Below are 24,086 nucleotides of genomic sequence, written 5' to 3' on the forward strand. Positions count from 1 at the left end.
AAATTGGATGTTACATGTATAGCGATCAATTTGAAAGTTCGATATCTGCCGAATAGATACCTCGGATGGTACCATCATCAAGTTTAAGTTCGAGTACACCTTCTTCAGAGATACCGAGAGCTGTCCCGACAATCGTTTCATTGAGCATAACCGCTCGAATTCGTTTCCCAGTCGTATTAGAGTAGCCTTCCCATAACATCTTGATCGGCCCAAATCCGTGTTTAACATAGAGTTCAGTATATATTTCAAGAAATCCAAGCGTTTTTGCGATCAATTGCGAACGATCAATGGGCTTCCCGGTTAGCATTTTTAGTGATGTAGCTATGCCTTGGAGTTCCTCCGGAAAATCCGATTCGTTCTGGTTAACGTTCATGCCAATCCCTAGAATGACTGCCTTTACTTGATCTGGATCTGCTTGAAGTTCCGTTAAAATACCCGTCACTTTTTTTCCCTTAATCAGGATATCATTCGGCCATTTAATATCTGGATCAATTCCTGTCATTTCCTGAATGGCACGTGTTACAGCGACCGCTGCAACTAACGTCATCTGTGGGGCTTGTTGTGGTGTTAGTGATGGCCGTGTAATTACACTCATCCAAATCCCTTTACCCGCTGTGGAGCTCCATGGACGCGCCATACGGCCTCTACCAGCAGTTTGTTCTTCCGCTATAACAACAGTTCCATCTGCCGCACCGTTCTGTTCTTCATCATGCGCGATTAACTGCGTCGACTTACACGTTTCGTAATAATGGATGTGCTGACCATACTTTTTTGTTGTTAAATATTTTTGTACATTCGCTTCGTTCACCCGATCCGGTGATTCGATAAGATAATACCCTTTTTTTCGAATCGTCCCAATCACGTAGCCATCCTTTTCGAGCTCTTTTACGTATTTCCAAATGGCAGTCCTTGATAACCCGAATTGATCAGCAATTTCTTGTCCGGAGACGGGTTCGCCTTCTGCTTCGAACAGTCTTTTCAACAATTCATTTTTCACGATTGAATTCATATAGAAACCATTCCTTTATGTCGTTTGGATCATTTTTACATGTCCCGTGCAAGACGGCTTGTTCGATTTTCCCTATCCATTCACCGATCCATCTGCCGCCCTTTTGGCTTGTCCACTCCATCAGTTTTTTACCGTCCACAGAAAGATCTGCTATGGACTGAATCGGTAGTGACTGTTTCATCTTTTTAATTTCCGTAAATGAAATTGCTTCGCCATTAGCGTGAATTGATCGAATCAACTTTTCAGCTGTAATCAAAGTAGCTAAATCATAATTGTAATAATCATCAAGCGTAAATTGATAATCCATTCGATTCACGTACGCATCTTTTACGGTTGATAGAAATGTTCTTTCAACGTTTGATAATTTATACGCTCTTGCAACATCCGACGGTGAAAAGTTACCTACAATCATAAAACAAGCCCAACCTTCAACTGCCGATTCGAATGGCACAGTACGGTTGAGTTTTTCGGTGTCTGTTGGAAATAGAGGCAAATGTAAATTTAATCCTGTATTTTGTATGTTGTGAAAAGCTTTAACTACATAATCACCTGCAAATAATTTATCCATTTCAGCTTTTAGTCTTTCTACGGATATGTAACGAATTTGCGTAGCATTATCACGAATCGCTTTAAGTGTCTGTTCTTCTATATCAAAACCAAGGACAGCAGTAAAACGGATAGCCCTGAACATTCTGAGTGCGTCTTCGTTAAACCGATCTGCTGCGTTTCCTACAGCTCTAATGATTCGTTCAGCCATATCTGCCTTACCACCGAACAAATCGATTAGCTCACCATCTTTTGTCATTGCCAGCGCATTTATCGTAAAATCACGTCTCCGTAAATCTTCCTGTAAAGATTTGACGAAATGAACTTCATCCGGTCGACGATGATCTGTATACGTGCCTTCTGTCCGGTAAGTAGTCACTTCAATCGGTTCACCATTCATCAACACAAGGATCGTACCATGTGCTGTACCAATATCTACAGTTGTCGGAAATACTGCTTTTACTTCTTTAGGTTCCGCAGAAGTTGCAATGTCGATATCCGTCGCCGTTTTCCCTAAAAGGTGATCCCGTACCGCACCTCCGACAAAAACAGCTTCATATCCTGCATTTTCAAGGATATGGATAACTTCGCGGCTCGGCACGGTTCCGAATGATGTCGTCATTTATTACCCGCCACCTCATAATAAAGTTTTTCATACTGATTAACGATTGTAGATGAATGGAACTTGTCTGCCGCTGTTATCAGTCCGTTTTCCCTGAATGTAGCACGTAAGTCATCGTCTTTCAGTAGTAGCAACGCTTTTTGTGTTGCCGCATTTGTATCACCCACTTGGACAAGAAAACCGTTGACACCATCTTCAATCACTTCCGGAATCCCACCGACATCTGTCGCAACTGAAGGTAATCCGCAAGCGAGCGCTTCCAGCAGAACAAGGCCGAACGCCTCTTTTTCCGACAAATGAAACATGACATCGCTGATAGCTAGAAGTTCGGGTAAGTCATCCCGTTTTCCCGTGAAAATAACTTGAGCCTGCAAACCTAATTCCATAACGAGCGCTTCCATCTCCACTTTTTCAGGTCCGTCCCCGACAAGAAGCAGTTTTGCATCGATTTCTTTCAATACGCCCCTGAAACTTTCAATAATATCGGGAATTCGTTTCACTTTCCTGAAATTCGAAATATGGACAATCACTTTTTCATCCGACTTAATCCCAAAATCGCTTTTTAGTGTACCAGGATTGACCGGATGGTATTTGTTTTCATCGATGAAATTATAAATAGTTACCAGATCTTTTTTCGGTTGAATCAATTCCAATGTCTCTAATCGAAGCGATTCGGACACAGCTGTTGTAATCGTAGATTTATCGATTCCATAACGCACTGTGTTTCGCAGTCCCGGATCATGTCCAAGAATAGTTACATCTGTTCCATGTAGCGTCGTGATGACGCCAATCGTGGAATTCGCCATATCTTTACCAAGTGCAGCCGATACCGCGTGAGGTACAGCATAATGGACATGAAGAAGGTCAAGTTTTTCTGTCTCGATTACTTCCGCAATACGGTTGGCGAGCGCAATATCATAAGGTGGATATTTAAACACCGAGTAACCATCGATTTTCACTTCATGGAATTGTATATTTTGGTGTGCATCCAGAAATCTGAACGGTTTACTCGATGTGATGTAATGCATTTCATGGCCCTTATCTGCCATCATTTTTCCAAGCTCGGTTGCTACAACCCCAGACCCCCCTAGAGAGGGATAGCAGATTACACCGACTTTCAACTTTTCCAATAACAGTGCCCCTTTCGACTTACAGTACTATTTCCTCACTATTAGTCGATAATATTTTCAAGCCCATAAACCAAATCTAGACGTTCCATAACATTGTGTATCGCCATAAGAATCCCCGGCGCAAATGATTTTCGATCGAAAGAATCGTGGCGAATACTTAGCAATTCACCTTCGCCGCCTAGCAGCACTTGCTGATGTGCAAGTAGCCCTGGCAATCGGATGCTATGTATTTTCATACCTTCGAAATCCGCTCCACGTGCTCCGGCTTGATGTTCTTTTTCGTCTGGATGTCCTTGTCTATGTGAGTCCCTAACCTCGCTAATCATTTCAGCTGTTTTTACTGCCGTTCCTGATGGAGCATCGACTTTATTGTCATGATGCATTTCAAGTATTTCTATATCACCTAAGTAACGCGCTGCAATGGCCGAAAACTTCATCATCAATACCGCTCCGATTGAGAAGTTTGGCGCAATGATCCCGCCAATCAGATTCTTAGCTGCTAAATCTGTCAAAAGGGCAATATTATCCTTAGAAAGCCCAGATGTCCCTACTACAGGTCGGATTCCAAGTGTGATGGCATCATGTACATTTTTGAAAACAGCATCTGGATCAGTGACGTCAAGAAGTACATCTGGCTTGTTGGCAGCCGCCAACTTTTCTAAGGATGTATAAATCGGGATCCCGCTCGCATCATCATTCACTTCAGTTCCATGTAAATACTGACCTTCATACTTATAATCGAGAACAGCAACCAGATCCATATTGGGAGCCTTCATAATCGCAGTTAACGCCGCGCTCCCCAATCTGCCTCGTGCTCCGGCAATTGCAACTTTTATTGTCATATCGTTTCCTCCTTTTTTGTCCAGCGGTCGGCATCCCGATCCTTGAATTTATCAAGAACTGTTGAAAGTGCCTTTTCCAAACTAATTCCCTGTGAATTGGCGAAACAAATAAGAACAAACAACAAATCTCCAGTTTCTTCTTCCAGTGATTTTATCGCCTCACTCGATTTTTTCTTTTTCATGCCATATACATGTTGTACTTCTCTCGACAATTCCCCAAGTTCTTCAGTCAACCTGGCAACCAGTTCCATCGGGGGGAAGTAACCTTCTTTAAAGCCGTTTATGTACAAATCTACTTCTTGTTGTAGTTTTTCCATCGTCTGCGATTGCTCCATTTGCGTCAACTCCCTCTACCATCGTATAAATTAATAACACTATTGTCAAAATAAAAATTATAGCTGATAATAGTTATATTGCTTGAAAAAGAAAGGTGTGCGCTACATGCTCGACGGGATCAAATTCAAAAATATTTTTTTCATCATTCTTGGCGCTGCAATTTTCAGTTTCGGTCTCGTCCATTTTAATATTCAAAACGAACTTGCCGAAGGTGGTTTTACAGGAATTACACTGATTCTCCTGTTCGCTTTCAAATGGGATCCAGCGATTATGAACCTCATTTTGAACATTCCAATGTTTATTATCGGTTGGAAACTATTGGGGAAAAAAGTATTTGTCTATACAGTCATTGGAACAATTGCTGTGTCTGTTTTCCTTAAAGTATTCATGATTTATCAAATTGATATCCATCTAAAAGACGATATGTTCCTTGTTGCCCTGTTCGCGGGTGTCTTTATCGGCATCGGGCTCGGTATCATTTTTAGATATGGCGGAACAACTGGTGGTGTAGATATTATCGCACGTCTTGCTCATAAATACATCGGTTGGAGTATGGGAAAGACAATGTTTCTATTCGACGCGCTTGTCATTCTCGTTTCATGGGCTGTCTATCTAGACCACCGCTCGATGATGTATACGCTTGTTGCGCTGTTTGTTGGCGCCCGCGTCATCGACTTCGTTCAAGAAGGCGCATACGCAGCTAGAGGTGCTTTCATCATCTCTGATAGCCAAGATGATATCGCAACGAAAATCACTGAAGAAATGGATCGTGGTGTAACCGTCTTCAGAGGATACGGTCATTTCACTAAATCTGATCGAGAAATTCTCTATTGTGTCGTCGGAAGAAATGAAATTGTTCGTTTGAAAAACATCATAACGTCAGTCGATCCGCATGCCTTCGTTTCACTCACCGATGTTCACGACGTAATGGGTGAAGGCTTTACGCTGGATGAACAAAAACAGCCGCTTGAGCGATAAGTAAAGCGGAAAGCGCAAAAGTCTTCATTTGGACTAGTATGTTTCCAGCTCGCTTTCGGCTAAACTAATCACGACAGTGTTACCGGGGCACAAGGGTGGCTAGCAGTGACTTCGTCACTACTAGCCACCCTCTTTTCTATAATCCTGTTCCGATTAGTTGCCTGTCGCGTACCTACAACGTTCGAGTGAATATTGAAGTTGCTTGCAAAATAAGAATAGATGACTTTCCACAGAAGTTACAGGTGCCCGAAGATACAATTTCGGGCACCTTTGCATTTTCTACAATGCGTGCCTTTCTTATTTTCAGTAAAATCACGCTTGTCCTCATGTGATTTCCTGTAGAGGTTAACGCTTCCTTAAAATAAAAAAAGAAAAACCATAGAGAAGGAGTGAGCAGCCCAAATTGTATCTTTTGCTGCTTTTATCCAGATAAGAAGCCGACTATTCTTTCATCCAAAAAAGCTTTAGCACTTCGTGTACCTTTTCAAAGCGACGGATGAACGACCACCATACGATTACCGAGATATCTTAATCTATATGAATCGTTCAATCCAAAGCTATCTAAATCAACTGTACTCGGAGCGCCTAGTGTTTGATTCAGTTGTTTTCTGGTTGCTTTTGGTTAATCAACACGTGTGACTTTCTTTTCTACTAAATGTAACCGAAAAAAAATCCGTTCCTCAAAATATGAGGACGGATTTTTTATATTCTACTTAGTCTCTGCCCCTAAAAATCAGGATAAGACGAACCAGTTCAAGTACTGCAACAGCAGTTGCTGCGACATAAGTCATCGCCGCTGCGCTCAATACTTTTTTTGCACTTTTCTCTTCTTCATTGCGAATAATACCAAGTGTAACAATCTGATTCATCGCACGTGTAGATGCGTTAAACTCAACTGGTAATGTAACAACTTGAAACAGAACCCCGACTGCTAGTAGCGCGATACCGATTCCAAGCAAGGAATTCATGCTTGAGAAAATCACACCAATCATAATGAAAACCCACGATGCATTGGAAGTGATGCTCGCAACTGGCGCTAAACGGTGACGGAAACGTAAAAATGAATAGGCTTCCTTATCCTGTATTGCATGACCAACTTCGTGTGCGGCAATTGCTGTACCTGCGACAGATGCCTCTCGGAAATTATGTGTGGATAACGCAATAACTTTCGTAATCGGATTATAATGATCAGTCAGAAATCCTTGGCTTTCAATCACTTGCACATTTTGTAACCCATTTTGGTCAAGGATAAGACGCGCGACCTCCGCACCTGTCATTCCAGATGTAGAACGCACTTTAGAGTACTTTTTGTATGTGCTTTTCACTTTGAATTGGGCATAAAGCGGCAATAGTATAATTGCACCCAAGTAAATCCAGAACATAGTCAACTTCCTCCCTTTTCTCTATATGACCTATTCTATAGCGGTCACACTTCATCCGCAACTATTTACTATTACCATATAACAGTTTTCGACCTCTTCTTCAATACCCAAAAAGCAAGTGAAATACAGGCAATCGATAACCAGAATGTAAAGTAACCAATATGATCCATATGCTTCATTAAATCATAATAGATTGGCATTTGCCCGTAAACGTAATCGATGACATCGTTATGAAGTGTCCAAACCGCCGCAATTGCAATATGGACAAATGAAAACCTATACAACGGACTGTATAATACTGCCTGAAGCGCCATCGCGAAATGCGAACCGATAAGCATCCAGCCCATCCAGCCGATTGAACCTGTCTCGACAAGCGTCAATAGATTCATGACGACCGCCCAAAGTCCGTATTTTACAAGCGTTATAAGCGCAAGCGCTTCGATTAACTTAAAGTTCCTACCGATTAGCCAACCGATGATGGCAAGTGTGAAAAACAAACTGGCCGTAGGACTGTCTGGCACAAAAATCCAAAACTTTGGCTCCGTAATTTTAAGTTGCCACATATACCAATCATAGCCGAACACCGTTCCACTCAAGTTAATAAATAACAGAATCCAAAGAAATGATTTATGAGAAAGCACGAGCCAAATTTTCTGTATAAATAAACCCATGGACACCTCTCCAAAATAACTTAATATGTATCAATAAAAGCGTAAGCGCGTGTTACAAATAAAAACAACCTAAGTACGCCACTTCCTGTGACAACAGCTGCATGATCTACATCCTGTAGACCCGCGGCAGGCATAGGACGTGTAATGGAAGGCGGTCTAGTTTGTGACATCGTGTCACAACAAGGAGGGATGAAGTTCAATCCCTCCTTGTTGGACCGACAAATTAAAGAACACAACCATGGTACGCCACGTCCTACAGCAGTGTCTGCGTGACTCACATCCTGTGGACTATCCGAGTCTATAGGTGCTGAAGTCTGGACGTGGAATATCATCTCTCCTAGATTACCCACTATCCTCGAACTTTATTGTTTCCTAAGTAATAAAAAAAGAGTCAGTTTCCTGACTCTTTTTTGTTACTAGTTTTTCAAGCCTTCAATAAATTCGGCAAGTATTTGTAAATCTTCATCTGAGCCTTCCCATGTTCCAGGAGGCATGTCGCCTTGTCCATCATGAGCAATTTTCACGATTTCATCGGCAGCCAGACCAGTATTTACTAAGGGCTTACCTAGTCCACCCTGGAATGCATCACCGTGACAACCAATACAGCTCGCTCCAGCGTAGATTTGATAACCTTCAGATTCAGTGTCGAATTCAACTTCTTCGACAATCGCACCTTGTATTTTCTGTTTATCCCAGTCATGGTTCACGTATGATTCCCATGTCAAGTAGAACAAAGCTGCGAATGAAAGAAGCATGAATGCAGTAGGTAGCGGACGTTTAAACGGACGGCGCTCCTTTGTAGTATCCATAAATGGAACAAGCATCAGGGCACCCATTGCAAGACCTGGCATGATAATAGCACCAATAATATTAAACGGTCCTGAAGCAAATTGATACTTTAACAATTGATACATAGATAGGAAATACCAGTCTGGAACCGGCATATACATCGTATCCGTCGGGTCCGCTTGACGTTCAAGCGGGGACGGATGAGCAACTGTCAATATTAAATATCCAATAAGGAAAACTGCACCAATCAGCCATTCCTTCAAGAGGAAGTTTGGCCAGAATGCTTCCGTTTTACCCGGATATTCTGAGTAATCTTTCGGGACGTTCGGCATCTTGTTATTAGCCTTAATGCGCGAATCTCCGACAAATTTCATCCCTTTTCCGCGGTGCATAATGTCCCCTCCTTATTAATTTCATTGGACGCCAGTCAATCTTATAGCGGTCCTGAAATACCTTGTCTTCTGATCATGATAAAGTGTGCTGCAAGCAACCCAAGCAAAGCAGCCGGTAAGAAGAATACATGAATCGCGAAGAAACGTGTTAGTGTTTGTGCACCAAGAATCGTTGAGTCTCCTGCAAGGAGAACTTTAATTGATTCACCGATGAACGGGACGGAAGCCGCAATTTCGATTCCTACTTTCGTAGCAAACAATGCTTTCATATCCCATGGCAGTAGATAACCAGTGAAACCAAGGCCAAGCATGACCATGAAGATCAATACTCCGACAACCCAGTTAAGTTCACGTGGTTTCTTATAAGAGCCCGTAAAGAATACACGCAGCGTATGTAGGAACATCATTACGATAACCAGTGACGCTCCCCAGTGATGCATCCCACGCACAATTTCACCGAATGCTACTTCATTTTGAAGGTAATAAACGGATTTCCATGCATTTTCAATGTCCGGTGTGTAATACATTGTAAGGAACATACCAGAAAGAATCTGGATGACAGTGATAAAGAATGTCAGTCCTCCGAAACAATAGATGAATGCAGAAAAGTGATGTGCAGGGTTTACGTGCTCAGGTACTTCGTGGTCAGCGATATCGCGCCAAATCGGGGTGATATCCAACCGTTCGTCAACCCAATCATAAATTTTATTTAGCACTTCGGTCGTACCCCCTTACATTTTTAAACTAATGTGTTCGGTTTTGTTTTTCCAAGATACACGAATCCGCCTTCGACTTTAACATCAAATTCGTCAAGTGGTCCAAGCGGTGGCGTTCCTTTTACGTTGTCGCCATTTTTCATATAACGTCCTGCGTGACATGGACAGAAAAATTGGTCTGGATGCTTTTCATCGCCGCCCCAGTTCACTGTACAACCAAGGTGTTTGCAGACAGGGGAAAGCGCGATAACCGTATCGCCTTCTTTATAAACCCACGCAGTGTTTGACACGTCAGATTTATACCAGGCATCCTTACGATCTTTGATAGTGAAATCGACACGAACTGGTATTTCCGTTAGCTCGTCCACTTTTTGCGGAGTCGGAATGAAGTCTCCTTCATCTTTCTTCTGCAAGACAGGGTCGATTGCAAAACGGACCATTGGCATCAACATACCTGACGCCATGAATCCACCAACACCCATAAGTGTATAACTCATGAATTGGCGTCTTGACACTTTCTTGCTCATTAATTTCCCTCCTCTTACTTAAAGGTCAGTCCAACGGACATTCTTTTGCTAATTGTAATACTAGGACATATCTATGATATATCAATACTAAAGGAAATTCAATCCTGCTTTCCGAACAGATGGAAGTTTGTGAACAAATATCGAATTTTACTGCTCCGACCATTTTTCCGTGAAGCGTGGTAAAACCTGTCGAAGCTGATCTTCAATGATTGTTTTTCTTAATTGTGGATCCATGCTTTCCAGCGGAATTGACGGTAACCAGATCACTTCACCATCTAATTTAAGGCTTGTCCACGTAACATCAGTCGTCAAGAAAAATACGTGTTTAAATGGTGCCGCCGCAAAGTCCCGAGACAGTGTTGCAGCCAGCTCCGTCAGATCCATTGACTGCGTATAAGCAAATGGTGGCATTAGCATCATACGCCCTTTGAATTGCGTTTCGATGAAAGTCGTAAGATGCATCAGAAACTCTGAAGATGACGCGCTGGTTTTCATATTCCCCGGCACAGTCTCTACTTTAAGTAAGGGTACTATAAGTGTATCGATATATTCTTTCTGTTGCAAATATGTATCCATATCTTGTGCAATCCAGTTCATTGCAAAATTACCTCCTTGAAAAATCAATAAAGAACTCCACCAAATTGGGCGGAGTCGTTAGTTCTTCGATACCTTCATGTCATTCAACAGCGCAGATAATGCGATAAACCGTTCCTTATCGTTGTTATCGAGGGCCTCATCAACCCTTTTCATAAGCATATCAACGGTCATTAAAGCAGCACTTTCCTCCAGTAATTGTTCTGCAATTTCCCGATCGCCTTCACTTACCTGTAAATAATCCGGAAGAAAAGGATTTTCCTCACGAACACTCGCATATTCTGGGCAAGAGTGGCTGTTCGAAAAATTTAATTGTATATACATCTTATCATCTGGATGAAGTCTTAAGTCATGAAATGACTTCTCGGCATCAGCAGTCATTAAGTTCCCTTTATAAAAACGAAACGGAATGCTCTCCGAACCCGTTGTTGACATCACCATCGCCCTTGGACAGTAATGTGCTTCATCCGTAAAGTGGACGTTTTGCAGAAGCTGTTCGTGGCTTAGAAGGTAATTCAAAATCCACACACATTCACGGCGCTTCAATTTGTAGCGCTTTAAGAACCATCGCACAAAGTCCTTTTTAGCAGCGACAGGAACCATGGCCGTCATGTCACACCTCCTCGTCATTTTGTGCTTCAAGATAAGCTCTCCAATTCTCATCGTCAGGGTCAAGTTCAACCAATTCCTTGACTATTTTGAGGGCTTCGTCACGTTTTCCTTCTTCAATCAGGAATTTCGCGAAGTTTCCAAGAAAACTGTGGTCATCCTTCATCCCAATATATGCCTTACCATAGGATGTGTATGCATCTTCATATTGTTCTTCACGTTCATATGCATAGGCCATAAACGCATCCAATAAAGGTATGTCAACTTGATTATCTTGTGAGTACGTAAGTAGATCGAGCAACTCAGGGCTCTGTTCTCTCTCATTATACAGCGAGGCAAGCGTAATAAGTGCTTCAATGTATTCTGGATCGAGTGCCAATGCTTCTTTCAAATGTTCTTCTGCTTTTTCTGGAATACCTAATTTCAATGCTGATTTCCCAGCGGTCAATTGCAATTCCTTATCAAATTCGTCCCTGCGGATTCCATCTTTGAACATATCGTATGCTCTTTGATCATCACCTAAAACTGACAAAGACTGTCCTGCCAGCATATAAGCAGAAAAGTAATCTGGATCCATTTCAATTAAATCGTCTAGCAATGTGACTGCTTTTTCTGCATTGCCACTTTGGAAGTAAGCAAATGCCGCCCCGAAAAGTGTATCTGGCAAGGCGTTATCCTGTAGCATTTCTTCGTAGTAAGGTATTGCTTCTTCATAAGCAGCACCAGCGCTATATGTTTCCGCAAGTCTTGAAACAATACGAATGCCGCCAATTTCTTCCGTTTCATCATTCAAATCAAGATACATCCGTGTAGCCTCTCCGTACTTCCCAGAATCAAGGAGCAATTCCGCATACGCAAACCGAATGACAGGTTCATCAGGTACAAGTTCATGAGCTTCCTTAATCTTCGCAAGAGCTGCTTCCGCCATTCCGGACATCTGATAATAATCCGCTAACGCTAAAAGGGCTTGGACATATTCTTCGTCGTCCGGCCCTACATCCGTGAGAAGAAGAAGCGCTTCGTCCTCTTCCCCGAGCTCAAGTAATGTACCGGCGCGATCAATTTTCAACTGGGCTTCATCCGGTAAATGAAGGCGCAACGTTTCAAAAAGGCGATCAGCCTCCCCCATAAATCCATAACTAGCAAATAAATCTGCCGCTTCATAGAGCAAATCGAAATCGGTCGACCCCGTTAACTGATCGATAACACCGGTGAGTACTTCTACATCACCTTCTAAAATAGTTCGTTCAATTTCTTCTAACTGTCCCATATTTTCACCTGAACTTTCAAAATGTATACATCAAGCTGTTATCCTTTTGTATTTATAGAAACAGCGAGCTTTTCCAAGTCTGTGAAAAATCCTGGATATGAAATAGCTATGCATGACGGATCTTCGATTTGGATTGGAGCTGAGGCGACAAGTGCTGCAATTGCAGCCATCATACCCAATCTATGATCGCCGTACGAAACAAGTGTGCCACCCGAGAGTTCCGTAGGTCCATGAATGATCATCCCATCGTCCGTCGCTTCGATATTTGCACCCAATTTTTTCAACTCTGTTGTTACCGCAGCAATTCTATCTGTCTCTTTGACCCGTAGTTCCCCGGCGTCTTTGATAACTGTTGTTCCTTCGGCCTGCGTTGCGAGCAATGCGATAACAGGCAGCTCATCGATGAGCCTTGGTATTAAGTCCCCACTGATTTCAGTACCATGCAAACCTTCGTAGGATACTTTTACAGTACCATACGGTTCGCCAGCCCCGTTAACTTCTTCAAGGATTTCAACACAAGCACCCATATTCGTAAGCACGTCCAATATCCCCGTCCTTGTCGGATTAAGCCCGACATTCGTAAACGTAACGGAACTTCCCTTAATCATTGCAGCTGCAACCATGAAAAATGCCGCTGATGAAATATCACCTGGAACTAACACATCTTTGCCCCGGAGCACATTCCCGCCCTTGACACTAACTTTAGTTCCGTCCACCTGAACCTCTGCTCCAAATTGCTGCAGCATACGTTCAGTATGGTCGCGCGAAACTGTCTCCTCACTAATAACAGTTGTCCCTTCCGCATTCAAACCAGCAAACAGAATAGCCGATTTAACTTGGGCACTGGCAACAGGCATGTCGTATTCAATTGCAGAGAGCGGTCCACCCGTAATTGTGAGTGGCAGGAGATTGCCATCTGGTTCTCCTACTACAGAAGCTCCCATGGACGACAAGGGTAGTGTAACTCTATTCATTGGACGCTTTGATAGTGATTCATCGCCTGTCAGAACAGACTTGATAGTTGAGCCCGCAAGTATTCCAAGAATTAGACGTGCTGTTGTCCCAGAATTACCTGCATAAAGTTCCTCAGACGGCGTTTGCCACCCTTGCATTCCAGGGCTATCTACCGTGACGTTAGTACCATCCCTTTCAATTGATACGCCGAGTTGTCGAAAAATATCAATTGTTCGTAGGCAATCTTCTCCGTCCAGGAATCCGGTAATTTTTGTTTTACCTTCGGCGATGGAACCGAGCATCACGGCCCGGTGCGATATCGATTTATCACCTGGAACTACCACATTACCCTTCAATTCTGGTTTATTGAACGCCACTAGTTTCGTCTCCACCAAGAAAAGCCCCCCATTCAAACTATGTACATGCTAAAATTCATTGTTTTGGAAAGAGCGGATTTTGCTCGTTCCCGGTCATCAGTAGTTTGGAAGCTGATAACAAGTATTCCAAAGACATCCGTCCGCGTCTCAACGATTCGGATATTTGTTAAACTGATCCGTTCATCCGCAAGTATTTTTGTGATTTCCGAAATGATACCAGGGTGATCAGGAATATCAATATGCAAATCGAATGTCATATAAAATGCACCCTGAGACGTAATCGGTAAGTCGTCTCGGAACTGTTTCGCCCCTGCAAAATAATTATATATTTCGTCGGGGTCATTCGATTTTAGCATATTTCGAACATTTTCCATCTCTTCAAGCCATCCGTCCAGTTGCTTTAACAACTCTTCCCTGTTCTGCGTCGTAATATCACGCCACATGATGGGATCTGCAGATGCAATTCGAGTCAAGTCACGAAACCCGCCCGCCGCAAGTTTTTTAACAAACGGTTGCTCTTCTTGTTGTGCTGATAGCCTTCCAACGAGCGAAGAAGCGACGAGATGTGGAAAATGGCTAACGATTGCCGTCATCCGATCATGTTCTTCAGAATCGAGCACGACAATTTTCCCTTTCGTTGGACCAAGTAGAACGCGGAGCTGTTCGACCTTTGCACTGTCTGTTTGTGAATCTGGTGTCAATATGTAATACGCATTTTCAAATAGATGCTCTTTAGCCGCAGTTACTCCACTTTTATGAGAACCCGCCATTGGATGGCCACCGATAAATGTAATTCCACGTTCAAGCAATTGTTTTGCAGCATCCATTATTGGACCTTTTGTACTGCCCGTATCCGTCATAATAACGTCAGTTCTCAATTTCCAGTTGACCGCTTGATGCATCATTGCAACCGTCGTATTGACCGGCGTTGCAAAGATGATGACATCCGCATTTTCACATGCATTCTCAATAGATGTGGCAATTGTATCAATGATCCCCCTACGGAAGGCTTGTTCCAACGTACTGAAGGATCGGTCGTACCCCGTTACTTGCAGACCGGGGTTACGTTTCAAAGCAAGCCCGAGCGAACCACCAATCAGGCCAAGTCCAATTATCGCGATATTCGGTTTCATACGGCTGAACCCTCGGATTGCAACAACGTATCAAATGCTTTGAGGAAGTTACTAGTCTGTTCTTCCGACCCAATTGTCACCCTTATATAACCGGGGGTTCCAAGTGCATTTCCGCTTCTAATGATGAATCCCTGCTGCAACAGTTTTTCTGAAGCATCATCTGCATCACCTGGCACTGCAATTAAAACGAAATTTGTTTCGGAATCGAATAAATGCAGTTTATTGTCCGAAGCATACTTTGTAAACCGTAGCCTTTGTTCATGATTCAGGTTACGACAATGTTCGATGAATGCTTCATCTTCGAGCGCTTTTTCCGCAACTGCTAGACCAAGCGAGTTATTGTTGAACGGGCTCCGCACTTTATTGAGATTAGAAATGACCTCCGGGTCACCAATTGCATAGCCTACTCTGAATGCTGCCAATCCGTATGCTTTGGAAAACGTCCGTAAAATAATGACATTCGGGAATTTTTCCAGCCATGAAATCGAGTCGATATGCTCAGAGCCAGTAATGTATTCGAAATACGCTTCGTCAAGAACAACTAGGATATTTTCTGAAACTTGTTCAAGGAATCCTTTTAACGTGTCGCTAGGAATCAAGTTACCAGTCGGATTGTTCGGATTGCATAGCCAAGCAACCGAAGTCTCACCATCGATAGCTCCCAAGAACCCCTCCAAATCATGATGACCATCCTTCAGCGGTACTTCCCGGATTTCGGCACCTTCTATTCTTGCATTATGAGCATATTGAGGGAATGTCGGTGTCGCCATAACAGTATTTACTCCTTTGCCAAGGAGCGCTCTTGAAATGATCATAATGATTTCATCTGAGCCATTTCCGAATAACAAAGAGGTTTCGTCAACTCCGTGTTTCTCCGCAAGTTTCTTCCGTAGTCCCCCCGCATAGCCGTCTGGATACAATTCATGCTGGATTGCGGCTGATGTCAAATAGTCTCTGACGGATGGTGCACAGCCATACGGGTTTTCATTTGAAGCAAGTTTTACAACATCATCCAGACCGTATATTCGTTTTGCTTCGTCAATCGATCTACCTGGTTTATAAGGTTGCATACTATCAAGCGCTTTTTTCCAGTTCATAAAATTCCCTCCGGTCAATAGATATGGGTTATTTTTGTAAATCCGGTCGTAACTTAACTGCATTTTTTTGATAAATATGTTTTACATAACGTTGCGGAATATCAGTATTCACATGCATAAGCGCTCTGATGCATAATGGCATTGCTCCCGGGACGTCCATCTCATGCGTACACATAACCGGTACGTATATCCATCCATCAATCGACCGAACTGCTTTTGCAGGAAAGGTCGATTTGATGTCCGTCGTAGTAGAGATAAGTACCGAAATGATATCCCCAGGTAAAACACTGTTCTCTTTCGCCATTTCTTCGACCAACGCTTGCGTCGCTTCAAGAACAGCTTGTTCTTCGTCGTTCTCGACTGTCGTTGCTCCCCTTAATCCTCTTACCATCATTTCTTCACATCCCCTTTCGTTCTTTGTCTCAATTGATAGAATGCTTGTTCACATTGCGCTTTTGACAGTTCTTTTACATAGGGTTTTCCTATCCCATCAAGCAAAACAAAATTAAGCTTTCCGAAAGAGACTTTTTTATCTTTTTCCATGTAATTCATAAATACATCGAATCCATGTTCATGAACTGGTTGGAATGTATAGCCATGCGTATTTGCAAATTGGATGAATCGAATTGTCAACGCTTCATCAACCGCGCCAGTGTCTTCACTTAAAATAAGACTGTATACCATGCCAATCATAACCGACTCTCCATGGCTTAACCCCCCGAAACCACATACACCTTCTACAGCATGGCCGAATGTATGACCGAAGTTTAGATACTTTCGAGTCGAATGCTCAAATTCGTCTTCTGAGACGATTTTCGCTTTAACTTCTATTCCCCGTAACAATTCGTGTGATAACCATTCAATGCTTGGTTGAGAAAAGGAAGGGGTAGACAATAGCTCAAGCGTCCATTCCTCATTTGAAATAAGCGCGTGTTTCAACAATTCTGCCATACCCGATCTGATTTCTCGAGGCGGAAGCGATTCGAACAGCCTCGTGTTGAAAAGAACTCCGACTGGCTGATGAAAAGAGCCTACCATATTTTTCCCTTCCGGCATATTGATTGCCGTTTTGCCCCCCACTGCACTGTCATGAGCCAAGATTGTTGTAGGGCATTGTAAGTACCTAATCCCCCTCATGAATGTCGCAGCGACGAACCCAGTGAGATCACCGCATGCGCCTCCCCCAAATGCGATAAGGAGAGAATCCCTGGTGAATTTTTCATTTAACAAAAAAGATAGGCAATCGACATACACAGCGGATGTTTTACAGCTTTCTCCAGCTGGGACTGTTTTTACACTAATTTCACAGTTTACAGACTGCAACGACTTTTGTAGCAGCGGCAAGTAGATAGCTGCTACCCGCTCATCCGCAATGATAGCAATTCGGTCGACTGTGCCTAGAAGTTCAGCATATTCTGTGGCGAATAGCTCGTACGTATCTTGACCTATATGGACGTTATATTGATGATCCCGGACAGCAACTGTAAGTTTCCCCATATTAAAACTCCTTTACATACCGTCTATATTCTTCAATATCCTTTTTTAGACCGCCCATCGTGTCCGAACGGAATTCTTCCATAATGGCTTTTGCCATTTCAGTTGCAATGACATGTTCTGCTACAACAGAAGCTGCGGGTACCGCACAAGGGTCCGAACGTTCGATTGTTGCAACAAACGGTTCTTTCGTATCAATATCGACACTTTCAAGCGGCTTGTACAAGGTAGGGATAGGTTTCATGACGCCCCTGACTACAATCGGCATACCTGTCGTCATTCCGCCTTCAAGGCCACCCAATCGGTTTGATTTACGGAAATAGCCTTGTTCTTCACTCCACGCAATTTCATCATGCACTTTACTGCCTGGCATTTTTGCCATTTCAAACCCGAGTCCAATCTCAACGCCTTTAAACGCATTGATGCTCATCATCGCTCCCGCGAGCTTCCCGTCCATCTTCCGATCAAATTGAACATAGCTCCCGATTCCAGGTGGACATCCTTCAATAACCACTTCTACGACGCCTCCAACCGTATCTCCACGGCCTTTCGCATCATCAATGGCTTGTACCATCAGTTTCGAAGCCTCAGGGTCTGCACAGTAGACAGGGTCATTCTCGATGATATTGCGGAGCTCTTCCGTCCCTTTTCCTGCATATGTATCTGGATTTGTTGTGAATCCCCCAATTTCTGTTACATGTGCGACAGTTTCAATACCCAGTTCGCGTAGGAACTGTTTCGCGACCGCACCGATTGCCACACGCATCGTCGTCTCACGCGCGGACGATCGTTCTAGAACATTGCGCAAATCTCGATGACCGTATTTCATGCCGCCCACAAGATCTGCATGACCTGGTCTTGGACGCGTTATTTGTCGTTTCACATCTTCTGGCTTAACATCATCAGCGAGTGGTTCTACCCCCATAATCGATGTCCAATGCTTCCAATCATCATTAACAACCGTCAACGTCACCGGTGACCCAAGTGTTTTACCATGGCGGACACCTGATGAAATGACAACCTGATCTTTTTCTATTTGCATACGTCTTCCGCGCCCATGTCCACCTTGACGCCTTGAAAGTTCCCCATTTATCATTTCAGCAGTCAATTCCATTTGAGCAGGTAGCCCTTCAATGATTGCTGTTAGTTGCAGACCGTGTGATTCACCGGCTGTGAAATATCTCATTCCATTTCCTCCTCCGACGAATGGATTAACATTCGTTTTATAGCACTCTACCAAAGTAAGATGCTTTTGACTATATGTTTATATTAAAAATATCCGGAAAGTTATCCGGATATTTTAAATTTTCCTATAAAAGAATGTGTCTTCTGATTCTAATCCGTATTTTGAAGGATTGAAAATCTGTTCTGTACTTCCCACAAAAAGAATCCCACCCTGTTTCAGCGACTTGGAGAAGTTCGTGTAAATCTGATCTTTCGCTTCTTCTGTGAAGTAAATCATTACATTGCGACAGACAATTAAATCGAACCCTGTATCGTATCGGTCTTCTAACAAATTTTGTTGCTTAAATGTCACAGTCCGTTTGATGTCATCCTTCACTTGATAAAAATGACCTTCATTGACAAAGTGCTGTTTCACGATTGAGGCAGGCACTTCCTTCAAAGCTCTTTCAGGGTATAAACCGACTTTCGCCCGTTCAATTACGCCTAAATCCAGATCTGTCGCCAAGATTGATATATCACGCAGTGGCACATGCGATAATAAAACAAGCGCGATCGAATATGGTTCTTCACCCGTGGAACAGGCAGCACTCCAAATCTTCAGTTTTTTACTTTGAGCAAGGAGCTTGGGGAATATCTTCTTTTCCAGCACGTCCCAGCGCTGGGCATTGCGGTAGAATTCAGAAACGTTGATGGTCATCCGATCAAGGAATTCCTCAAGTAGCTCTTTATCATTATGTATAGCTTCATAATACTCTATAAAATTTCGGTACCCTCTTTTCTCATATAGAGAAGTGAGTCTTCTTTTCATCTGTGCTTCTTTATAAAGTGACAGATCGATACCCGTCTTTTTCTTGACGTTTCCAATAAATACAGCATAATCCGGCAACCTGCGTCCCCCCGTTCATATATTCTTACTATTATAACGGATTGGAACCCATTTCGAAAGAACAAAAACAGCCTAGCGAAATTCGCAGGGCTGTTTAAGGTAATTAATTGATCCAGTTGTTCATTGATTTGTCATAAGTAACAAGTTCTTCTTCCTTGAAGAAAAGACCGATTTCACGAACAGCTGATTCTGGAGCATCTGAACCGTGAATGATGTTTTTGCCAACAGTAACAGCGAAGTCACCGCGGATTGTTCCAGGTGCAGATTCTTTCGGGTTCGTTGCGCCTGTCATTAGACGGCCAACTGAGATAACGTTTTCGCCTTCCCAAACCATTGCGAATACAGGACCTGATGTGATGAAATCAACAAGCTCGCCGAAAAAAGGACGCTCTTTATGTTCGCCGTAGTGTTGCTCAGCAAGTTCTTGTGAAATTGTCATAAGCTTAGCGCCTACAAGTTGGAAACCTTTACTTTCGAAACGACCCACGATTTCACCGATTAGATTACGTTGAACGCCGTCTGGTTTAACCATTAAAAATGTTCTTTCCATATTTAACACTCCTTCTTATATATGTATCAGGATTTCTCCTTTTCGATCGTACCACCCGATGCCTGATTTTTCAACTGTTAATGCACTAATACTTACGTCTGCCAATGAAAGCAGATATTTGCATGAATGCCTTTTTAGCATTTGCATCACCATCAGGCAACTCATTTATTTCATCCATTGCTTTTTGCAAATACAAATCGCTCACAGCTTGCGCCATCTGAATGGCCTCTGTTCCGCGAATATAAGTCAACATTTCTTCACGATCAGATTCCGTTAAAGTCCCGTCAAACGACCGCTTCATATAAGGTTGGAAATTCACATCGTCTTTTATGTATAGGATGGGCAAAGTCAGATGACCATTCAACAGATCACTGCCTGCCGGTTTTCCAAGCTCTTCATCCGTTGATGTAATGTCAAGAATATCATCGACAATTTGAAAAGCCATGCCTGCAAAATAACCGAAGCGACGCAATTTCCTTACATTCGCAGGGTCCGCTCCTGAAACAAGCGCACCAAGTTCACAACTGGAGGACAGGAGAAGTGCGGTCTTTCGTTTAATGCGGCGCAAATAATCCCGAATCGTCTGATTGGTTTTTCGCTGATGATCAATCTGGATGACTTCACCTTTACAAATTTCAAGCATAGTCTCTGCAAGTAGCTGATGAATAGCAGGAATTTCAATCTCACCTATCGATGTAAGTGCACGTGAAAAGATGAAGTCCCCCGTATACATCGCAATTCTGTTATCCCAACGCGCCCTTACTGTTTCGAGGCCACGACGCATATCTGAATCATCGATAACATCATCATGGACAAGAGACGCCATATGGACAAGCTCAAGTGAGACAGCTACCTTTGCCACATCCTCCAACGAATAGTTGCCAAACTTGGATGACAGGATAACAAAAATAGGTCGAATCCTTTTTCCACCCGCACGAAGCAGGTGAAGTGATGCTTGCCGAATGATAGGGGAAGATGAATTGAGGGATCGTTCAAGTTCCTTTTCTATATAAGCGAGATCCTTTCGAAAATCACCATAAAGTGACAATAACTTCAATTTCTCCAAAACGATTACCTTCCCCTGCTGTCTTTATTGTTTATATCCAACGTGACCAGCCGCGGCGCCGCCACTGTATGACTTAAAGGACACTTCAGTGAAGCCCGCTTCCGTAAATAGCTGGGCAAGTTGTTTCATCCCTGGAAAATCATTTGCCGATTCTTGAAGCCATGAATATTCTTTGTAACTTTTCGCAAAAATTTTCCCGAGAACGGGCATGATGAAATTGAAATAAAATCGGAATAATTGCCTGTAGCCTGGAAGTTCAGATTGAGAAGTTTCTAGACATGCAATCATTCCACCAGGCTTTAAGACACGATTCATTTCTTTTAATACTGTTAAATAATCCGGTACGTTACGCAATCCGAAACCAATTGTAACAAAATCGAACGAGTCGTCAGGGAACGGCAATTCCATCGCATTCCCTTGTACAAGCGTAATAGTTGGATATGCTGCAACTTTCGGCCGGCCGGCTTCTAACATGCCTTCACTGAAATCGAGTCCTGTCACATGCCCAGAGGCACCTGTCGCCTCTGCAATAGCGATCGTCCAATCAGCAGTTCCACAACACACGTCCAATGCACGAGCACCTTCGTGGACGTTCATGCGTGACATGATGTCATCGCGCCATTTCTTATGTTGGTTGAAACTGATTACGGAATTCATCTTATCGTAATCGACGGATATTTTTTCAAAAACGGTGTGGACTTTCTGTTCTTTTGATATCGACAAGAGTTATACCTCTTTTCTTCAATTCAGTTTACCAATTAGCGGTGTCACTAGGTTACGGATTTTTCGCTGTAAAAAAGGCTGAAGATAATCTGCTGCATCAAGTGCTTTTTGCATTTCAGCATGAAGCTGAAAAACCGCATGATCCGCATCAGCAGCATTCATTGTGCGGCGTGAACGCTTATCCGAAATAGAATTGCATTCAGCATTCCCTTCTTCAAACCATAAAAGCGACAATGCTGCACTGGCTAGCGGGACATATTGTGCAAATCCGAATGTATATAAAAAATCAGTTATACACCCTGCTTCGATGATTCTAACTGTTTCAATCAACTTTTCAGGTCCATCTGGTAATTGGTCGTGAAAAATCGTCTTTGTCTCGTTAATTTGTCCGATTGTTTCAGACAAGGAACGGATGAAACCAAATTCAGGCAGAGAGGCGAGTAGCCGATAATGGATTCCGCTGAAATAATCCCCCGACAAAACAGTAAGTTGCTGTTGCTTTGATGTAGCGTCAGATACATTAATCGAATCATGCGCATCAAAAGCAGCGTGAACAGCACCAACTGCGATTGACGCTGTATGTAAACGATTGTTCCACCTTTCCCCGTTCAACATTGGCAACAGGAGAATAAAGGCTTTTACAGCATCGATTGTTATTTGACCAACATCTCTATCCACAATCGGCTCGCGAATTGCATTCTCTACTTCACCTATATAATTTTCGATATGCAGTTTAATTTTTTGGGTTTCCATCGTCGAATCTCCATTCAAAGACGTCTACGGAAAAGTGTGTCAAATACGAATTAGTCTTTCCCTTCGCTTGACAAGACACCGTATGCGGTATGAACGTCAGCTTTGCCACGTATTTTCATTGCTGACGTATGATCAGTAAATTGTGCGATCATCACTTCACCACGGTCTAATTTTTCCGTATGATGAAACTTCGTATCGTTTCCTCGTGTCAGACCGATTACGTTCACGCCGTCTTCTTTCGCTTTTATAACGATATAGTCGGTTTGTGTCATTTTCACCTCTCCTGTCTATTCTTTTATGGTCTTATCATATCATAGAAAAGGCGTTACTCGCAAAGGCTTCAAGACATCTTAATAAGTGATAGGATCTCAGCCCGTTTCACATCGTCCTGTTCGTAAATACCACGCGCAACTGTAGTCACTGTCTTCGCCCCTGGTTTCTTGATGCCTCGCATCGTCATACACAGATGTTCCGCCTCGATTACTACGTAGACACCAATTGGATTTAGCATTTCCATCATCGCTTCCGCAATTGTGGATGTGATACGTTCTTGAAGTTGTGGCCTTTTGGCAGTCGTTTCGACGGCTCTCGCTAATTTACTCAGGCCAGCAACAACTCCATCACGCGGTATGTATGCAATATGCGCATTCCCAAAAAACGGCACAAGGTGATGTTCACACATCGAGTAGAACGGTATATCTTTTACAAGAACTACTTCATCGTGATTTTCATGGAACACTGTTTTGAAATAATCCTTAGGGTCTTTATTCAAACCTTCAAATACCTCAGCGTACATCTTTGCGACACGCTTTGGAGTATCTATCAGCCCTTCACGCTCGGGATCTTCACCGACTGCTTCCAAGATCATTGAAACTGCCTTCTCTATTTTCTCGTAATCGACAACATTCATCATTCGAAACCTCCCAATCGGAAATAAAGCTATTCCAACAAAAATAGTAGCATACTCGCCCATTTCCGTACAGTTCGTTCACTCTACATTGGACAATAAGATAAAAATGGAAAGAAGTCCGCCCCAAGTATCTAATGAATTAGATACGACGGACGGACTTCTATGTAAACTTGAGAATTATTTCACTGCGTCTTTAAGCGCTTTACCTGCTTTGAAAGCTGGTACCTTGCTTGCAGCGATATCGATCTCTTCCCCAGATTGCGGGTTACGTCCTTTACGAGCTGCACGCTCACGTACTTCGAAGTTACCGAAACCGATCAATTGTACTTTCTCACCACTTGCAAGAGTAGATTGGATCGTATCGAATACAGCTTCGACAGCTTTTGTAGCATCTTTCTTAGTTAGTTCTGCTGCTTCAGCTACAGAGGTAATCAATTCTGTTTTATTCACACCATTCACCTCCTCTCAAAGGGCATTAGCTAGCTTCTAATACTGTAAAAAGAGTATCACAAGAAAATCCCTGACGCAACAATATTATCGCGTAA

The 24,086-nt window shown here is 42.9% G+C and carries 28 protein-coding genes; 1 reads left to right on the top strand and 27 read right to left on the bottom strand.

The genetic code is table 11. From position 1 onward, the window contains the following. Positions 1 to 25: 25 nt before the first annotated feature. From MKX62_RS21515 to MKX62_RS21535, 5 genes are read right to left on the bottom strand one after another with little or no spacing between them, the layout of a single operon-like run. Positions 26 to 1,009, bottom strand: coding sequence for a biotin--[acetyl-CoA-carboxylase] ligase (locus MKX62_RS21515; protein ID WP_338656377.1), 984 nt, complete (start codon positions 1,007 to 1,009; stop codon positions 26 to 28). Next, on the bottom strand, positions 987 to 2,177 hold the full coding sequence (locus MKX62_RS21520; RefSeq protein WP_187045120.1) for a CCA tRNA nucleotidyltransferase: 1,191 nt from the start codon (positions 2,175 to 2,177) through the stop codon (positions 987 to 989). The genes MKX62_RS21515 and MKX62_RS21520 overlap by 23 nt, the downstream gene beginning before the upstream one ends. Continuing rightward, positions 2,174 to 3,307 carry an N-acetyl-alpha-D-glucosaminyl L-malate synthase BshA gene (bshA, locus tag MKX62_RS21525; RefSeq protein WP_067210332.1) on the bottom strand — a complete coding sequence of 378 codons (1,134 nt, stop codon included), beginning with the start codon at positions 3,305 to 3,307 and terminating at the stop codon, positions 2,174 to 2,176. The genes MKX62_RS21520 and bshA overlap by 4 nt, the downstream gene beginning before the upstream one ends. 41 nt (positions 3,308 to 3,348) lie before the next feature. Beyond that, positions 3,349 to 4,149, bottom strand: a complete 801-nt coding sequence (gene dapB / locus MKX62_RS21530; RefSeq protein ID WP_187045121.1) for a 4-hydroxy-tetrahydrodipicolinate reductase — start codon at positions 4,147 to 4,149, stop codon at positions 3,349 to 3,351. After that, complete coding sequence (locus tag MKX62_RS21535) at positions 4,146 to 4,484, bottom strand: nucleotide pyrophosphohydrolase (protein WP_067210336.1); 339 nt, start codon at positions 4,482 to 4,484, stop codon at positions 4,146 to 4,148. The genes dapB and MKX62_RS21535 overlap by 4 nt, the downstream gene beginning before the upstream one ends. Before the next feature lie 106 nt (positions 4,485 to 4,590). On the opposite strand from MKX62_RS21535, the gene MKX62_RS21540 reads away from it, so the two are divergent. After that, positions 4,591 to 5,463: a YitT family protein gene (locus MKX62_RS21540; protein WP_067210339.1), complete on the top strand. Its 873-nt coding sequence runs from the start codon at positions 4,591 to 4,593 to the stop codon at positions 5,461 to 5,463. Positions 5,464 to 6,176: 713 nt separating this feature from the next. On the opposite strand, the gene MKX62_RS21545 is transcribed toward MKX62_RS21540, so the two are convergent. From MKX62_RS21545 to MKX62_RS21650, 22 genes are all read right to left on the bottom strand, one after another. Beyond that, the gene (locus MKX62_RS21545) at positions 6,177 to 6,845 is read right to left on the bottom strand and encodes a zinc metallopeptidase (protein WP_067210340.1); all 669 of its coding nucleotides are present in this window, start codon (positions 6,843 to 6,845) and stop codon (positions 6,177 to 6,179) included. 71 nt (positions 6,846 to 6,916) lie between these two features. Further along, positions 6,917 to 7,516: a DUF1405 domain-containing protein gene (locus tag MKX62_RS21550; RefSeq protein ID WP_067210343.1), complete on the bottom strand. Its 600-nt coding sequence runs from the start codon at positions 7,514 to 7,516 to the stop codon at positions 6,917 to 6,919. A gap of 416 nt (positions 7,517 to 7,932) precedes the next feature. Beyond that, on the bottom strand, positions 7,933 to 8,697 hold the full coding sequence (locus MKX62_RS21555; RefSeq protein ID WP_067210345.1) for a menaquinol-cytochrome c reductase cytochrome b/c subunit: 765 nt from the start codon (positions 8,695 to 8,697) through the stop codon (positions 7,933 to 7,935). 41 nt (positions 8,698 to 8,738) lie between these two features. Beyond that, positions 8,739 to 9,413, bottom strand: coding sequence for a menaquinol-cytochrome c reductase cytochrome b subunit (gene qcrB, locus MKX62_RS21560; protein ID WP_067210348.1), 675 nt, complete (start codon positions 9,411 to 9,413; stop codon positions 8,739 to 8,741). Positions 9,414 to 9,436: 23 nt separating this feature from the next. Beyond that, positions 9,437 to 9,940 carry a QcrA and Rieske domain-containing protein gene (locus tag MKX62_RS21565; protein ID WP_067210351.1) on the bottom strand — a complete coding sequence of 168 codons (504 nt, stop codon included), beginning with the start codon at positions 9,938 to 9,940 and terminating at the stop codon, positions 9,437 to 9,439. Between the two features lie 147 nt (positions 9,941 to 10,087). Beyond that, positions 10,088 to 10,537 carry a YpiF family protein gene (locus MKX62_RS21570; protein ID WP_067210353.1) on the bottom strand — a complete coding sequence of 150 codons (450 nt, stop codon included), beginning with the start codon at positions 10,535 to 10,537 and terminating at the stop codon, positions 10,088 to 10,090. A gap of 57 nt (positions 10,538 to 10,594) precedes the next feature. Then, positions 10,595 to 11,146 (bottom strand): ReoY family proteolytic degradation factor, encoded by a 552-nt coding sequence (locus tag MKX62_RS21575; protein WP_067210355.1) that lies wholly within the window; start codon positions 11,144 to 11,146, stop codon positions 10,595 to 10,597. Between the two features lies 1 nt (position 11,147). Then, positions 11,148 to 12,413, bottom strand: coding sequence for a tetratricopeptide repeat protein (locus MKX62_RS21580; RefSeq protein WP_067210357.1), 1,266 nt, complete (start codon positions 12,411 to 12,413; stop codon positions 11,148 to 11,150). Positions 12,414 to 12,451: 38 nt separating this feature from the next. Beyond that, positions 12,452 to 13,759 carry a 3-phosphoshikimate 1-carboxyvinyltransferase gene (gene aroA, locus MKX62_RS21585; RefSeq protein ID WP_340742313.1) on the bottom strand — a complete coding sequence of 436 codons (1,308 nt, stop codon included), beginning with the start codon at positions 13,757 to 13,759 and terminating at the stop codon, positions 12,452 to 12,454. Between the two features lie 17 nt (positions 13,760 to 13,776). Beyond that, complete coding sequence (locus MKX62_RS21590) at positions 13,777 to 14,877, bottom strand: prephenate dehydrogenase (RefSeq protein ID WP_067210359.1); 1,101 nt, start codon at positions 14,875 to 14,877, stop codon at positions 13,777 to 13,779. Further along, a complete protein-coding gene (hisC, locus tag MKX62_RS21595) occupies positions 14,874 to 15,974 on the bottom strand; it encodes a histidinol-phosphate transaminase (RefSeq protein WP_067210361.1) in 1,101 nt (366 codons plus the stop codon). The genes MKX62_RS21590 and hisC overlap by 4 nt, the downstream gene beginning before the upstream one ends. 28 nt (positions 15,975 to 16,002) lie before the next feature. After that, positions 16,003 to 16,365 carry a chorismate mutase gene (gene aroH, locus MKX62_RS21600; RefSeq protein ID WP_067213969.1) on the bottom strand — a complete coding sequence of 121 codons (363 nt, stop codon included), beginning with the start codon at positions 16,363 to 16,365 and terminating at the stop codon, positions 16,003 to 16,005. Next, entirely contained in the window at positions 16,365 to 17,471 is a 1,107-nt protein-coding gene (gene aroB, locus MKX62_RS21605) for a 3-dehydroquinate synthase (RefSeq protein WP_340742314.1), read from the bottom strand. The genes aroH and aroB overlap by 1 nt, the downstream gene beginning before the upstream one ends. 1 nt (position 17,472) lies before the next feature. Continuing rightward, a complete protein-coding gene (aroC, locus tag MKX62_RS21610) occupies positions 17,473 to 18,654 on the bottom strand; it encodes a chorismate synthase (RefSeq protein WP_340742315.1) in 1,182 nt (393 codons plus the stop codon). 114 nt (positions 18,655 to 18,768) lie between these two features. Then, complete coding sequence (locus tag MKX62_RS21615; protein ID WP_340742316.1) at positions 18,769 to 19,539, bottom strand: CheR family methyltransferase; 771 nt, start codon at positions 19,537 to 19,539, stop codon at positions 18,769 to 18,771. Positions 19,540 to 19,642: 103 nt separating this feature from the next. Then, positions 19,643 to 20,089: a nucleoside-diphosphate kinase gene (ndk, locus tag MKX62_RS21620; protein ID WP_067210372.1), complete on the bottom strand. Its 447-nt coding sequence runs from the start codon at positions 20,087 to 20,089 to the stop codon at positions 19,643 to 19,645. A gap of 85 nt (positions 20,090 to 20,174) precedes the next feature. Then, positions 20,175 to 21,155, bottom strand: a complete 981-nt coding sequence (locus MKX62_RS21625) for a polyprenyl synthetase family protein (protein WP_067210375.1) — start codon at positions 21,153 to 21,155, stop codon at positions 20,175 to 20,177. Between the two features lie 24 nt (positions 21,156 to 21,179). Beyond that, entirely contained in the window at positions 21,180 to 21,878 is a 699-nt protein-coding gene (locus tag MKX62_RS21630) for a demethylmenaquinone methyltransferase (RefSeq protein WP_340742317.1), read from the bottom strand. Between the two features lie 18 nt (positions 21,879 to 21,896). Beyond that, positions 21,897 to 22,631: a heptaprenyl diphosphate synthase component 1 gene (locus MKX62_RS21635; RefSeq protein ID WP_340742318.1), complete on the bottom strand. Its 735-nt coding sequence runs from the start codon at positions 22,629 to 22,631 to the stop codon at positions 21,897 to 21,899. 50 nt (positions 22,632 to 22,681) lie between these two features. Then, entirely contained in the window at positions 22,682 to 22,903 is a 222-nt protein-coding gene (gene mtrB, locus MKX62_RS21640; protein WP_067210381.1) for a trp RNA-binding attenuation protein MtrB, read from the bottom strand. 68 nt (positions 22,904 to 22,971) lie between these two features. Continuing rightward, complete coding sequence (folE, locus tag MKX62_RS21645; RefSeq protein WP_067213970.1) at positions 22,972 to 23,541, bottom strand: GTP cyclohydrolase I FolE; 570 nt, start codon at positions 23,539 to 23,541, stop codon at positions 22,972 to 22,974. 177 nt (positions 23,542 to 23,718) lie between these two features. Continuing rightward, positions 23,719 to 23,991, bottom strand: a complete 273-nt coding sequence (locus MKX62_RS21650) for an HU family DNA-binding protein (protein ID WP_067210384.1) — start codon at positions 23,989 to 23,991, stop codon at positions 23,719 to 23,721. Positions 23,992 to 24,086: the final 95 nt, after the last annotated feature.

Origin of the sequence: Sporosarcina sp. FSL K6-5500 (genome assembly GCF_038005665.1) — a bacterium.
Lineage (GTDB): Bacteria > Bacillota > Bacilli > Bacillales_A > Planococcaceae > Sporosarcina > Sporosarcina psychrophila.